This window comes from Lysinibacillus sp. YS11 (genome assembly GCF_002896375.1).
Classification (GTDB): Bacteria; Bacillota; Bacilli; order Bacillales_A; family Planococcaceae; genus Lysinibacillus; species Lysinibacillus capsici.
The window spans coordinates 2,257,656-2,272,549 of record NZ_CP026007.1 but is presented as its reverse complement, the minus strand read 5'-3'; the positions used below and the strand labels follow the sequence as shown (position 1 = coordinate 2,272,549).

Below are 14,894 nucleotides of genomic sequence, written 5' to 3'. Positions count from 1 at the left end.
CCCCTCCCACTTATCTCTATTATGTATATACAAGAAATGTGGAAATAGAACTTTGAAAGAGATTCACGTCATAGTAGAACTGTTAAACCAAGCATTGTTTAATAGCTTAATGCCTGTGTCAATCTCATCTTCCGCTAGATTAGCAAATCCAAGTAATACCTTTGCAGGCTGAACAACCAATGGATTTTCATAAAAAATAGATGTTGGGTAGACCTTAACACCAGCCATTTTTGCTGTATCAATCAATTCCTCTTCAGTCATCTTATTTTTTGGTTCAAGTAAAATATGTAAGCCACTGCTGGCTCCATAAATTTTCCCATTTTCCCCGAACTTTTGTTGAATGGACTTTAGTAATGCCTCATATCTTCGCTTATAACTATTTCGTGTTTTATTCAAGTGTCTCTCCCAATACCCACTCTCTATAAATAGCTGTAACGTATGCTGATGGAGTCTAGACACAGTTTGAACATAGTAATTGTTTTGATGAAATAAATCCATTAATTTTCTAGGTAATACCATATAGCTTAGCTTAATGGCTGGAATCAAAGATTTTGAAAAGGTGCCCATATAGATGACGCGATCACTTGAATCTAATCCCTGTAGTGCAGGAATCGGTTTTCCAGCATATCGAAATTCCCCATCATAATCATCCTCGATGATATAAGCATCTTCTTCCTTAGCCCACTCTAGTAATGCTAATCTTCTTGAGATAGGCATAACCGTTCCAAGGGGAAATTGATGGGAGGGTGTGACATAAACAGCCTTGATGTTATTGTTTCTTAACGGATCGATATGAATACCATGCTCGTCAAGTGGGATTGGTTTCACCTTTATACCATTATCTTTAAACAAGTAACGAACGCGATAATAACCTGGATCTTCCATAGCAAAAAGTTCATTCCGTCCAATTAGGTTACATACGATACCAAGAAGAAACTGCAAGCCTGCTCCTATAACGATTTGCTCTGCACTGCATTGCACCCCTCTTGATTCATAAAGATAGCTTGCCATATAATTTCTTAATTCCAGCTCTCCCTGTGGATCTCCATATAAAAGGAGTTGAGCCTGTTCTTCATCAAGGCTCTGCATTGATAATTTACGCCATATTTTAAACGGAAAATCTTTTAAATTAATATCTCCATAATTAAAATCGTACTTAATTGCTGGTCGTTCTTGTTTCTGCTGAGTCGCTAATTGTGGTTCAAAATGATGAGGGCCTCCTTGAAAATAACCTTTTTCAAGATCAACCACATATAGTCCATCTCGCTCTTTACTTATCACATAGCCCTCTGCAAGGAGCTGCTGATAAGCTGCATCTACAGTGTTGCGACTAATCTGTAAATGTTTAGCTAGACTACGCTGAGACGGCAATTTGCTTTGAGCCCTTATCTTTCCATTTTGAATTTCTGCTTTTATATAGTTATATAATTGAAGGTAAAGTGGTTCCTCATTATTCAGGTTTGGTGTCATTTCGAGCATGATTCTTGGCTCCTTTAGAAATAGCGTTGTTGGCACTTTTATGAGGTGCCAGTGATTGATTATAATAAAATCTACATTGTTGAGTAGAAAATGTAAAGACGTGCCTACGCAATTATTTGTTTATTCGAAAAACTCACGATGATTTTATGTATAAGGAGAGGTTTCCATGTATGTTCCTAAGTATTACAAAGTATCGGATTTAGAAGAAATCAAAGAATTTATTCAACATAATTCCTTTGCAACAATCGTTTCAATTCGAAAAGGTAAGCCTTTTGCAGCCCATATACCTGTGTTGCTGAAAAAAATCGAGGATGACTATTATCTGACAGGTCACTTAGCCTATGGTAACCCTTTATGGAAGACCTTTGAGGAAGTACAAGACATTCTCGTGATATTTAATGGTCCACATGCCTATATCTCTTCCTCTTGGTATGAGCATGAAAATGTGCCCACCTGGAATTATCAAGCTGTCCATGTATATGGAAAGGCAAGTCTGATTGAAGGAATAGCTTTAGAACAAGATTTGACTAGCTTACTTGAAAAATATGAGTCATTCCGTGAAAACCCTGTGTTGTGGGATAAACTATCTCCTGAGCTTTTGCAGCAAGAAATGAAAGGAATAAAAGGGTTTAAAATAAAGGTGGAAGAAGTGCAGGCAGCCTATAAATTAAGTCAAAATCGAAATGCTAGTGATTACGCCAATATAATAAAGGAACTTTATAAAGAGGAAAATCCACATGCTGATGCGTTAGCTGAGGCGATGAAGAAAAATAGAAGCCATTAAAATAGCAGGCAGAAATGTTGTGAATCAACGTTTCTGCCATAAAATTTAGGCAAGTGTTTTCGTCATGATAAGATCAATTTGTTCTTCATCACCCATATAAAATGAATGGGCGCCTGTTTGGACAAAGCCTATTTTCTGATAAAAACCGATGGCACTGTCATTTTTCTCCCAAACCCCTAGCCAAATGCTTTTTTTGTTTTGAGCCACAGCCTCCTCTATTGCTTTATTCATAAGGTATTTGCCAAGCCCTTTTCCTTGATATTGATGTCGAACATAAATTCTCTCCACCTCTAATGACTCATTCCCCATTAGTTCGGATTGTGCTTCGTTGACATTTACTTTTAAATAACCAGCTATTTCTTCCTCATAATAGATAAAATAGAATGCTGAATCCAAATTGGCCAATTCCTTCTCTAGCTGTTGCTTATGAAAGGCACGCTCTAAATAAGCCTTCATATTTTCAGGGGAGTTCTGGTCTTTAAATGTATCATTAAATGTTTCAATACTTATTGCTTGAAGCTGTTTTAAATCTGCGTGCTCACACTTCTCTAATTTAACTGACATTGATTCCACTCCTTTGTTGTAAACTCTTTCTGGATTTTATATTGCAAATGCAATAAAAAGAGTATATAGTCAATTTAACGCAATTTTGTTGTATTTGCAATAAAAATAGTAGGAGGAGGTCTTTTAGTTGAAATATGTCTTTTATGTAGTGGGCATTTTAATTTTAACGCTAGGTATTTCGCTCACGATTCAATCTAAACTCGGCACATCACCTTTCGATGCGCTTCTAGTAGGATTATCTAAAAATGTGGGGCTAACTGTAGGTAGTTGGGAAATCATCTTAGCTCTCCTATTAATAGGTAGTAATTCCCTATTAGCTAGACAAAGACCTGAAATTTTAGGGTTGGTTACTGCATTCATCACTGGCATAGGGATTGATATGTGGTTATTTTTATTACATGATATAGTATCCCCAGATCTTTGGTTTAGCCAAGCTGTCTGTTTTACCACTGGATTAGTTGTGGTTGGGTTAGGAACGGCAACTTATTTACATACAAATTTTGCACCAATTCCTGTAGATCGACTTACTTTGATCATCAAAGAATTAACAAGAAAAACGGTTTTCTTCTCAAGAACCCTTATTTATATTTTATTTTTAATGTTAGCTATCATTTTTAATGGCCCTATCGGTGTCGGGACATTATTAACAGTTTGCTTAGGTGGCTATATCCTCCATTTTTTTATGCCGATAACTGGAAGAATACTAGATAATATACTGAACAACTCCTAAAATATAAAACCAGATTCTCGTTCAAGAATGAGCTCTGGTTTTGATGACTAATTTTCCCCAAATTCCACAGCGTATTGATTGAAAATGGCTTGGTATTTATTTTGAAAAATGGACCACCTCTGCTCGGTTCCATGCTTCTTCTGCAATGCATTATAATAGAGCTTTGCTGTTGTTACATCATTGGCGTGTAATAACAAATGAAAACTTTCTTCGCCCAAGTGCAAAAATGGCCCTGCTATATAATAATCAACAATGGATCTTGCAGAAGTCATCGTTTCATAGAAATTATGAACCTCCTCTAACCCCAGCAGCAATATTTTTGTTAGTTCGTCCAAATTTGTAGTGGCTGTGATGGAAAATCGATCAGGTGCATTTTCGACAATGGAGTTAATCCTTGCTCGGAAGTGACATTCTGCTTCTTTGGGTGCTGTCACCATTTCTCTTGATTGTAGCTGTGCTATCTCTGCTGCATATATCCCACAGTTCACATAAAACATCATAGTGTCGGCTGTATTACCAGAAGATTTTTGGAAATTGATCAGATAGATAAGGTTTTCGGTTGTTCGATAGAAATTCAATCCTTTCTTTTTAAAGCCTAGCTTGATTAGAAATGGCTTGATGTCCTGTTTTATTAATTCATTAAAAATTTGCTGCAATGGAGTGCCTCCTTCTCCTTTAGTATTCATTCGATTTATGTTTCCTTATTATTTCATTAGCTCTCAGCTGTATTTCTTCATGTTAAACCTACTTATTTTATTATAGTTTAACGTATCCATTGCTCAAAAACATAAATTAAGGCTAACTTTTTCTATCTAACAAAATACGACTTTGCAGTTACGGGAACTACATAAAAGCAGAATTTTCTACCACTATCCTTAGTGTCATAACGTGAGTATCACACATAAATAATAATGTTTAAATAACCGTTATGTTGGAAAGCCACTATTACAATAACGATTTTTCGATTGGATAAAACGTTTAAATTAACCCTTATGTCCCTATAAATCCATTAATTTCATATATTTTTAGTAAAATTGCCCATTATTATTGCAAAAGTTTTACACAATTAAAATTAAGGTTTCAATTTTGGTGATGAGGGGTAATTGGTAATATTATTGAAAAATAACTCTGCCCTATTTCATGCTATTCTTACTTTAGTTCAAAGGCGAAAGCTTTTTGAGAGGAGTAAGATTGATTTGAAGAAAAAATGGTTACTACCCATTTTCGCATCGTTTATGTTCTTTACAGGTATGGGTATTCATGATGCGAAAGCGGCAACAATAGCAGATATAACAAATACAGCCAAAGCATATATAGGAGCTCCTTATAAATATGGAGGAACGGATATTAAGACAGGTGTGGATTGCTCAGCATATACACAGTTAGTTTTTTCTAAGCTAGGCATTTCATTAGAGCGTACATCTAAAGCTCAATACCAACAAGGTACTTCGATCGCAAAAGACAATTTAAAAACGGGTGATCTCGTATTTTTTAATACATCTGGAAGCGGTGTTTCACACGTTGGTATATACATAGGTGACAATAATTTTATCTCAGCTACTACAAGTTCTGGGGTTAAGGTAGATACAGTGAATGACCCATACTATTGGGGTTCACGTTATGTAGGAGCAAAACGTATTGCCAACTTCTCTGATTATGGAGAAGTAAAAGATGCGGAAATTGACTTTAGCATATATGCATCGCGTGGAGAGGTAGCTCTTCGATTAGCTAATAAATTACATTTAGATACGAGTAATACGAATTCAAGTTTCCCAGATATTAAGCCTTCGTCTAAATATGCAGGTGCTGCAGAGGCACTTAAAAAAATTGGCGTTTTTACGGGTGATGATAATGGAAAGTTCAATCCTGGTTCTCCAATGACACGTGGACAACTATCTAAAGTCTTAGTGGAAGCATTTCATTTAACACAGCAAGGAACAGCTGAACAATTTATTGATGTTCCAGGCTCACATTGGGCAAATAATTATGTAGGGATCCTTGCTTCGAATAAAGTAACCGTAGGTAAAGGTGACGGCACATTCGGTGTGAACGACAATGTCACATTGGTCCAATTAGAAGCCTTTATCCAACGATTAGCTCAATAACTACTAGAAAAGGTATTTCATCTATGGATGGAATGCCTTTTTTTATTCTTACTAGGTTTCCCCACCTCTATATAAAATGTCTTAAGAAAAAACGGGCGTTGCTAAACTGAAGCAACACCCGTCTACTATTATTCCTCTACCTGTTTTCCAGCAACTTCCCCACCTGAGTGATTATCATAGTTAGGCTTAACTCGCTTTATAAAGAAGGCAAGTATGAGTGCGATGGCCGCAATCAATGTGGAAAGGAAGAACGTATAATTGATGCCATGCAGCATGGCTTCGTTTAAGATTTGCTGTTTTACTTCGCTGGCAGACTGTGTCGTAGCCTGTGCTGCATTGGCACTCATATTGTTCATCGCACCTGCAGCCAGTTCCTCTGCCTTGGCAGTTGTTTTATTGTTCATAATCGTAATCAGCACCGCAGAACCAATCGCACCAGAAACCTGTTGTAATGTGTTGTTCATAGCTGTACCGTGTGGATTATTGTGTGCTGGTAGCTGATTTAAACCATTTGTCATCACGGGCATCATTACCATAGACATCCCAAACATACGTAATGTATACAGCAGCACCAATGTAGAATAAGCTGTATCCATGCTAATTTTACTGAAGTAATATGTCGTAACAATGGTAATGATCAAGCCAAATACAGCCAAGCTTCTTGCCCCGTATTTATCAAAGAGCTTCCCTGTAATCGGAGACATAATGCCCATCACAATGGCACCAGGCAGCATGAGTAGACCTGAATCCATTGGGGAAATACCACGAATGGTTTGTACGTAAATAGGCATTAAAATCATAGCCGAGAACATCGCCACCGAAATAACGATGGAGATGGCTGAGGATAAGGCAAACATTGGATATTTGAAAATCCGAAACTCAAGCATGGGCTCATCCATTCGTAGCTGACGAAGGGTAAACGTAATTAAAGCAATCGTCCCAATAATAATAGTTCCATATACAAGGATATGATCCCATCCTTTTTCACCTGCGGAACTAAAGCCATAAAGCAAGCCGCCAAATCCAATGCTTGATAGAATAAGAGAAATTACATCGAGCTTAATGGCACGTTGTGGTGTCACATCCTTTAATTTAAAGGCTGCAAAAATTAAAGTTAAAATGGCAATTGGTAGCACAAGATCAAATAACATTCTCCAACTATAATGCTCGATTATCCAACCAGAAAGCGTCGGCCCGATCGCTGGAGCTGTAATCATGACAAGACCGAACATCCCCATTGCAGCTCCTCGCTTTTCAACTGGAAATGCAGTTAGCATCACATTCATTAATAAAGGCATCATGATTGCTGAGCCTGCAGCTTGGATCATACGTGCTGCTAATAACACACCAAATGCAGGTGCAATACTAGCTAGAAATGTACCTAATGTAAACAGAGCCATCGCTGTAATAAATAATTTTTTATCTGTAAATCGTTGAATGAAGAATGCACTGGCAGGAATTAAAATACCGTTAATTAGCATATAGCCTGTTGAAAGCCATTGTACTGCAGTGGCTTTCACATCGAATTCGTCCATAATGGCTGGTAGTGCAATGTTGAGTAAGGTCTCATTTAAAATAGCAACAAAGGCCCCGATAAATAAAATGGCAATCATGCCATAAGGCGCTTTTGTCTCAACTGAAATGGTTTTCTCTGACATATAGTATCAGTCCTACTTTCTTTATCTTTTTCAATTTCATTCACATCTTTAGGAAGCCATTTGATTGTCTCAAACAATGGAGCTTCTTCGTGTGTTTGTTCCCCCAATCTGCTGTTTTGCCCCTGCTGATTTCATCGCAACCACCCCTCAAAAAATTTAAATTAAAATTGTTGACGACACAATAGATTGTATTGTATAATTAAAATAGGGATAATGCGCGGTATAATAATTATACAGTGTCTATCTCTATAAATTTATCACAAGACTATACATATTTCAATGTATTTCTCATAAATTTTTTCCCAAAAAGTCGATCCCTGAACTACAGGAATGCGGCTTTTTTTGTTGTCGTTATTTTTTAAATAATCCTTCCCTAGTGTTAATTCATAATGTAGTGGCGGCTTCTTGTAAGTGTAGCGGCGATTATGCAAAACACTAATGATAGCTCCACCAAATTGTCTTCTTGTACTACTCAACTACTTTTAATGAAAAAAAGCAGCCACCTAGCATCGATTGAATATCGAGACTAAGTGGCTGGATGGTGTTTTTTTAACTAAGATTTAAGTGTCCGTATAGAAGGGGTGCCTATTTCCCCACTATACCTTTGTGGGAATTAAAATATAATAAGGTGTGACTGCCTTGATGTTTTCTCATCAGCAGCCTAAAGCTAACGATTGAGACTGTTTGAACAGGTAAAACTGAGAAAACCAACGATACTTGTTGTGAATTTTTTAAATCTCTTGATTAAAGTGTTTGCCTATTTTTATAGCGAATCAAGTGAACTACCTCTTCACTGATATCTTTCTCTTGCTACTAATAGGTTTGTCCTATCACCTTCCAGATCATAAAAAATTTCATTACTTGTGTGAATAATTGTGAATCAATCCACACTGCCATGATAGTAGTTAGCCTTGATGGATAGTTGTTATCCATGACTCTATCTTAAATACTTTCTAGCGAATTTAAACCATCCACTTAAGCACTTTCTCAGCCATCCACTTGGCTATAATTTACAAAATTACTAGAAGCTATTTAGAGCTTGTGCAAACCTTTTAATCCCCTCATTGATTGAATGAACATCCTCCCTCGCATAAGTGAAGCGTACAAAACCCTTTTTGGAGCCCATCGTAGATCCAGGAACATAAATGACGCCTCGCTTAATGGATTCCTCAAGTAATTGCGTTTCGTTATATTCCTTGAGAACATGACACCATAAATGTATCCCACCTTGAGGAATGGAAAACGTCACTTCGTCCTTTAAATACATATCGAGGCTCTGTACAATGGTATCTCGTCGTGTTTCTAATTCCTTCACTAAATGCTTAATATGCAAATTAAAATTAGGGGATTCTAAAAAATCATTGGCAATCCATTGCGTGAAACTAGAATGCCCAAAGTCAATTTGTTGCTTGGCATCGGATAGTCGTTCGATTACAGATGTAGGACCAACAATCCATCCTATTCGTAAGCCTGAGGCTACAATTTTGGACAAAGAGCTAATATATAAAACATTCCCGTTCTTATCGAGCGATTTAAGCGTAGGCATTTTATCCCCCGAAAAAGCTGTTAGGCTATAGGGGTCATCTTCTACTACTGGTATACCTAGTTTAGAGGATATGTCTAGAATAGCTTTTCTTTTCTTTAAATCTAAGGAAGATCCCGTAGGATTATGAAAATCAGGATTTAGAAAAATCATTTTAATTCGATGTTTTTTATATAATACTTGCAAATCATCCGGGTTAATGCCATCCTTATTGACAGGAAGATAATGGATTTGTAAGCCTGCTGTTTTAAATATAGGCAGATTAAAGTTGTAACAAGGATCTTCTATGGCGACTGCATCTCCAGGCTTTAACAGGCATTGGACAATCAAATGTAGGGCTTGCTGTGCTCCTGAAGTAATCAGTATGGAGGAAGGCTTTGTCTCAATTCCTCTGCTTTTTTTAATATGCCGTGAAAGAGTTGTCCGTAATATGTCACTCCCTAAAGGATGGTCATACCCAAGGCTACCGATAAATGAACGCGTTGCGGTAATTTCTCTCAAGGCGCTTTTGGGAAAAAGATCCTCGGATAATTCGCCAGTAGCTAGATTAATTAATTTATGTTCAATAGCCTCTTTTCTAATTTTTTGGGTAACAGGAAGGTTCGGTAAAAAGGAACCTGCCTCAATATAGCGATTCCAGCTAGGAATTCGTTTCCTCGTAATGCCCCAGATGTCTTTGCTAATGGTTGTGCCACTTCCACGATTTCGTTCAATCAGCCCCATTGCTTCCAATTCATCGTATGCATTAACTACCGTACTTCTGTTTACACTCAAAGCGTTTGCTAAATAGCGCTCAGATGGTAAGGGTTTATCGGGCGGGAATGTCCCATCTGCAATCCCCTTTTCAATGTATTCTGCGAGCTGCTTATAAATCGCTTTTTTTACTGTTCGATCAGGTTTCCAATCCATGTTTACTCACCTCAGTTATGCCTTATCCTTTCTTAGCTCTAGTAAATAAGCTAAAAAGACAATCATACTATAACAATATTTGAAACTAACCATCCATTTCCTTATTAATTTCACCATCCACTTTCAATTTCAATCCATTTTTTTTGATAAAAGCCCTTATTTGATGCGCATTTCCCTCTATAAAATTATACTGAAATTATTTTTCTCGTTTGAGAACATTCTGTGTTATCTTGGAAAACGCCTTGTCTTTCAAAAGAAGTCCCCCTATTATAAAAATCAATTGTGAATCGAATTCCATACAAACCCGTAGTAGCCTATAGCACTTCAATGAAACAGTTAAAGGGGTTTGTTTATGAAAAAAAGTTGGCTCAGATTAATTGGTCTTTCCACTATTGTCACTATGCTAACAGGCTGTGACCCATTGTTAGTATTAGATCCAAAAGGACCTCAAGCTCAAGTGCAAGCCAAAGATATTATGCTTTCGATAGGGATTATGTCCTTTATCGTACTCATTGTTTTTGTGTTGTTAGCTTATATGTTAGTGAAATTTCGTGCATCTAAGCAAAGCCCTGACTATAAGCCTCCCCACATTAAAGGGAGTACAAAGGTGGAAATCATTTGTGTAGGTATACCCGTTTTAATTGTAGCGTACCTATCCTTTATTTCTGTTGAAAGTAACTATAAGGTGGAATCTACACCAGAGAAATACAAACAGGAAGAACCGTTAATCATTTATGCTTCAACATCGAACTGGAAATGGCATTTTAGCTATCCAGAGGAAGATATTGAAACGGTGAATTATTTGTATATTCCTGCAGAGCGTCCTATCGAATTTAAACTTTATTCTTACGGACCAATTACAAGTTTCTGGATTCCTCAACTGGGTGGTCAAAAATATGCAATGGCCGATATGGTGAATACATTGCATCTGGCTGCGGATCTACCTGGGGAGTATATGGGGAGAAATGCAAACTTTAATGGTAAAGGGTTCGCTGAAAATACGTTTAACGTAACAGCAGTGACTCAGGATGAGTTTGATGATTGGGTGAAGGAAGTAAAAGCAACAGCTGAACCATTAACAGAAGAAAAATTTAATACGTTGCTAGAACCAGGACACGTTGGCCAATCAACCTACACTGGTACACATTTAACATTCCTGCCAGCCCCTGAGGGTGAGAATGGTGGACATCAGCATGGCACATCACACATTAAAGATCATGCTTCTCAACAAAACGATCATTAATTAAAAGGAGACATAGTCATATGGAGTACTTCGAACGATTTGCAATACCCCATCCAAGCCCAGCTATCTATGCATCGATGGTTGCGATTGGACTGACGGTGATAGCAATTATAGTTGGCTTAACCTACTTTAAAAAATGGGGCTACCTTTGGCGTGAATGGTTAACAACCGTTGATCATAAACGTATTGGTATTATGTATTTAATTTCTGCCCTTCTGATGCTTTTCCGTGGTGGAGCAGATGCGATTATGATGCGCGCCCAAATGGCTGTACCTGACAATACATTACTTGATGCGCAGCATTATAATGAAATCTTCACAACACATGGAACAGTCATGATTATTTTTATGGCCATGCCTTTTATTATGGCCTTTATGAATTATATTGTGCCCTTACAAATCGGTGCAAGAGACGTTGCTTTCCCGCGATTGAATGCATTAAGCTTTTGGCTATTTTTCATGGGGGCCATGCTACTAAATATATCCTTTGTTATAGGTGGCTCCCCTGATGCTGGCTGGACGAATTATTTCCCTCTAGCAAATAATGAATTTAGTCAATCTGTAGGAACAAACTATTATTTATTCGCCTTACAGATTTCAGGTCTTGGCACATTAATTACTGGTATTAATATGATTGTGACGATACTTAAAATGAGAGCACCAGGCATGACACTTATGAAAATGCCGATGTTTACGTGGTCTTCATTAGTAGCAAACGTGATTATCGTTTTTGCTTTTCCAGTTTTAACGGTAGCTTTAACGATGGGAACTTTTGACCGACTATTTGCTACTAATTTTTTCACAACATCCGATGGTGGTATGGATATGCTGTGGGCAAACTTTTTCTGGGTCTGGGGGCATCCCGAGGTTTATATCCTGATTTTACCTGCGTTTGGGATCTACAGTGAGATTATTTCTACTTTTTCAGGACGCAATCTCTATGGCTATAAATCAATGGTCGGCTCCATGGTAATCATTTCCTTCCTTTCGTTTTTAGTATGGACACATCATTTCTTTACGATGGGACAAGGTGCTTTAACAAATAGTATTTTCTCGATTACAACGATGGCCATTGCCGTCCCAACTGGGGTTAAAATTTTTAACTGGTTATTCACCCTTTGGAAAGGAAAAATTGTTTTTACAACGCCAATGCTTTACTCCATGTTATTTATTCCTACCTTTACAATAGGTGGCGTAACGGGTGTAATGCTTGGCATGTCAGCCGCTGACTATCAATACCATAACACAATGTTCTTGGTTGCCCACTTCCATATGGTGATTATTCCTGGTGTTGTCTTTGCTATGCTAGCTGGCTTACATTACTATTGGCCAAAAATGTTTGGCTTTATATTGAATGAAAAAATCGGCAAGTGGACGGCTTGGATTATTGCCGTCAGTACGCTGCTAGCCTTTATGCCAATGTTTGTCTCTGGCTTAGATGGACAAGCACGCCGTATGTACACTTATTCTGCCTCTACTGGTTTTGGGCTGTGGAATATGATTTCATTTATCGGTGCAATTGGCTTAACAATTGGTTTTATCTTAATTGTTTACAATGTTATTTACAGTATTCGTTATTCACCAAGGAATGTTGGGTCGGATCCATGGGACGCTCGCACATTAGAGTGGGCTACACCAAGCCCTGTGCCTTATTATAATTTTGCCAAGGTTCCACACGTGATTTCAACAGAAGCGTTATGGGATGCAAAATATCATCAGCATGAACTGTTCCCAGAGCCATATGAAAAGATTCATATGCCGAATAATAGCGGTGTACCTTTCATATTAGGCTGTATTTTCTTTGCATGGGGCTTCTCCTTTGTTTTTGGTATGTGGATACCAACAATTCTCACAACCATTGGTATTTTTATCTGCATGGCTCACCGTTCATTGGAAAAAGATCCAGGACACTATGTACCTGTCGAAAAAGTGAAAGCAACGGAATCGAAATTGCGAGGTAGTCAATTATGAAAATCGATCAATCACTTCCTTTAGAATATAGTACTCAGCAAAATCAATTGAATATATTAGGCTTCTGGGTGTTTATTGGTGCTGAAATTATGCTTTTCGGCACATTATTCGCAGGTTATTTTGTTTTAGTAGACCGTACTGGGAATGGTCCAACAGGAGCGGAGATTTTTGAAATTACACCTGTTTTATTTGAAACGTTTATTCTTTTAACAAGTAGCTTTACCATTGGCTTAGGTATACATGCTATGCGTAAGGGCTATACGAAAGCAATGATATGGTTTTATGTTTTGACATTAGTACTCGGTGTCGTATTTATTGGTTTTGAAGTTTACGAGTTTATGCACTATATTCATGTTGGTGCGAGCTTACAGACGAGTGCCTTTACGGCTGCCCTTTTAACAACATTAGGAACACATGGTGCACACGTTACCTTTGGGGTATTTTGGGGAATGTTCATCGTCTATCAGCTCATCCAACGTGGTTTAACACCAGAAACAGCCAATAAATCGTTTATCTTCTCTTTATACTGGCACTTTTTAGATGTGGTCTGGATTTTTATTTTCAGCTTCATTTACTTGAAAGGAATGGTGTAACATGAGTGATTTATTCCCGATGAAACAAGTCATGGGGTTTGGTGTGTCCATAATCCTTACGATCATTGCGGCATGTGTATATTTTTTCAATCTATCTTTTCCAATTACCATGACTATTTTATTAGTCACAGCATTTATTCAGGCAGGCTTGCAGTTAGTTGTCTTTATGCATGCTGGTGAAACAAATGATAAACCAGCCATCTATACCAATATTTATTATGGCTTAATCATTGCGCTTGTGACCATTTTCGGAACATTATTATGTATGATTTGGGGTTATATCTAAATAGAAAAAAATCGTCCTTACTTAACTTAGTAAGGACGATTTTTGTATGGAAATGCATGATATATAGTCAAAAGACAATGAGGGTAAACAATTCTTTGAAATTTTCACCATCAAAGTAAGAGTCCACAATTTCATTCATTGTGATATCAAGTAATCATTGTTGAGATTGATTGAATGGGATAAATATAGGATTGCCTTTATCAATGTTTATTTTTATAACGCCAATTTTAACGATTTCCTCGTTTAAATGATTGGCGTGTAGCACATCCTTTACAAGCTTTTATTGATATTCATGAAAATAATAAACAATGATGAAATCGATAATCAGAATTATTTTTTTCCTCCCCAAAATAGGATCATCTTCTGCTTGATTATTGTAGAACAATCATGGGGTTGTATATGTTAATGACAGCATTAAATGTACTTTTTCATCCGAGTGATTGATATACGTGTGAAGTTCTTCACCCTTGAATTTAATGACATCCCATTGGTTTAGCTGATGGGTTTTCTCTCCGACCTTTAGCTCCAATTGCCCATTTAATACAAGCACAATTTCCTCGGAACCTGCTAGGTGACACTCGCTGTATTCACTATTCGGTTCAAGACGACCTCTAAACCACTCAGTTCCATTTGCTTTGAATAATGGATCAACAAACCAGTCGTTATTATGACCTGCGAATTGGTAGTCTGAGCCAAAACGATGAACCTCTATATTTTCTTCAAAAGATAGTAAAGCGACAAGCGGAATATTAAGCCCTCTACAAATTTTCCAAAGAATATTGACAGTCGGATTCGTTTCCCCTCGTTCAATTTTCCCTAACGTCAATTTACTAACATTGCTGACATTCGCCAGCTCCTCTAAACTCATCCTTTTGCTTTTTCGAATTTCCCGTAAATTTCCTCCAACTTGTCCAGATAAGTCGATATTTTCCTCCTGCATTCTGCGCACCCCTCCCATTGACTTTGTATAAATAGTATATTATAGTATACAAGTCGATTAATTATAGTTTATTTTTAAATTTAAAAGTTA

13 protein-coding genes are annotated in these 14,894 nt (G+C 37.3%); 7 read left to right on the top strand and 6 right to left on the bottom strand.

Annotated elements, in window-relative coordinates; genetic code table 11:
* Window positions 1–63 precede the first annotated feature (63 nt).
* Entirely contained in the window at window positions 64–1,479 is a 1,416-nt protein-coding gene (locus LBYS11_RS11190) for a MocR-like pyridoxine biosynthesis transcription factor PdxR (RefSeq protein WP_103118135.1), read from the bottom strand.
* 166 nt (window positions 1,480–1,645) lie between these two features.
* Between LBYS11_RS11190 and LBYS11_RS11185 the strand changes: the two genes are divergently transcribed.
* Window positions 1,646–2,263, top strand: a complete 618-nt coding sequence (locus tag LBYS11_RS11185) for an FMN-binding negative transcriptional regulator (RefSeq protein ID WP_103118134.1) — start codon at window positions 1,646–1,648, stop codon at window positions 2,261–2,263.
* A 45-nt stretch (window positions 2,264–2,308) separates the two neighbouring features.
* On the opposite strand, the gene LBYS11_RS11180 is transcribed toward LBYS11_RS11185, so the two are convergent.
* The gene (locus tag LBYS11_RS11180) at window positions 2,309–2,827 is read right to left on the bottom strand and encodes a spermidine/spermine N(1)-acetyltransferase (protein WP_066036756.1); all 519 of its coding nucleotides are present in this window, start codon (window positions 2,825–2,827) and stop codon (window positions 2,309–2,311) included.
* Between the two features lie 127 nt (window positions 2,828–2,954).
* On the opposite strand from LBYS11_RS11180, the gene LBYS11_RS11175 reads away from it, so the two are divergent.
* A complete protein-coding gene (locus LBYS11_RS11175) occupies window positions 2,955–3,557 on the top strand; it encodes a YczE/YyaS/YitT family protein (RefSeq protein WP_048392780.1) in 603 nt (200 codons plus the stop codon).
* A gap of 47 nt (window positions 3,558–3,604) precedes the next feature.
* On the opposite strand, the gene LBYS11_RS11170 is transcribed toward LBYS11_RS11175, so the two are convergent.
* Window positions 3,605–4,213 carry a DUF4304 domain-containing protein gene (locus tag LBYS11_RS11170; protein WP_103118133.1) on the bottom strand — a complete coding sequence of 203 codons (609 nt, stop codon included), beginning with the start codon at window positions 4,211–4,213 and terminating at the stop codon, window positions 3,605–3,607.
* Window positions 4,214–4,753: 540 nt separating this feature from the next.
* Between LBYS11_RS11170 and LBYS11_RS11165 the strand changes: the two genes are divergently transcribed.
* Window positions 4,754–5,662, top strand: a complete 909-nt coding sequence (locus LBYS11_RS11165) for a C40 family peptidase (RefSeq protein ID WP_048392783.1) — start codon at window positions 4,754–4,756, stop codon at window positions 5,660–5,662.
* A 128-nt stretch (window positions 5,663–5,790) separates the two neighbouring features.
* Here LBYS11_RS11165 and LBYS11_RS11160 read toward each other — a convergent pair whose 3' ends face one another.
* Window positions 5,791–7,320, bottom strand: coding sequence for a DHA2 family efflux MFS transporter permease subunit (locus LBYS11_RS11160; protein WP_048392785.1), 1,530 nt, complete (start codon window positions 7,318–7,320; stop codon window positions 5,791–5,793).
* A 1,021-nt stretch (window positions 7,321–8,341) separates the two neighbouring features.
* A complete protein-coding gene (locus tag LBYS11_RS11155) occupies window positions 8,342–9,772 on the bottom strand; it encodes a MocR-like pyridoxine biosynthesis transcription factor PdxR (protein WP_103118132.1) in 1,431 nt (476 codons plus the stop codon).
* A gap of 352 nt (window positions 9,773–10,124) precedes the next feature.
* Here LBYS11_RS11155 and qoxA point away from each other — a divergent pair, with 352 nt between their 5' ends.
* The 4 genes from qoxA to qoxD are packed head-to-tail and all read left to right on the top strand — an operon-like array spanning window position 10,125 to window position 13,864.
* The gene (gene qoxA / locus LBYS11_RS11150) at window positions 10,125–11,015 is read left to right on the top strand and encodes a cytochrome aa3 quinol oxidase subunit II (protein ID WP_054550145.1); all 891 of its coding nucleotides are present in this window, start codon (window positions 10,125–10,127) and stop codon (window positions 11,013–11,015) included.
* A gap of 20 nt (window positions 11,016–11,035) precedes the next feature.
* The gene (gene qoxB, locus LBYS11_RS11145) at window positions 11,036–12,985 is read left to right on the top strand and encodes a cytochrome aa3 quinol oxidase subunit I (RefSeq protein WP_103118131.1); all 1,950 of its coding nucleotides are present in this window, start codon (window positions 11,036–11,038) and stop codon (window positions 12,983–12,985) included.
* Complete coding sequence (qoxC, locus tag LBYS11_RS11140) at window positions 12,982–13,578, top strand: cytochrome aa3 quinol oxidase subunit III (protein WP_048392792.1); 597 nt, start codon at window positions 12,982–12,984, stop codon at window positions 13,576–13,578. The genes qoxB and qoxC overlap by 4 nt, the downstream gene beginning before the upstream one ends.
* Window position 13,579: 1 nt before the next feature.
* Window positions 13,580–13,864 (top strand): cytochrome aa3 quinol oxidase subunit IV, encoded by a 285-nt coding sequence (gene qoxD / locus LBYS11_RS11135; RefSeq protein WP_036079092.1) that lies wholly within the window; start codon window positions 13,580–13,582, stop codon window positions 13,862–13,864.
* A gap of 385 nt (window positions 13,865–14,249) precedes the next feature.
* Here the strand turns inward: qoxD and LBYS11_RS11130 are convergent, their stop codons facing one another.
* Window positions 14,250–14,804, bottom strand: coding sequence for a helix-turn-helix domain-containing protein (locus LBYS11_RS11130; protein WP_103118130.1), 555 nt, complete (start codon window positions 14,802–14,804; stop codon window positions 14,250–14,252).
* Between the last annotated feature and the right edge of the window lie 90 nt (window positions 14,805–14,894).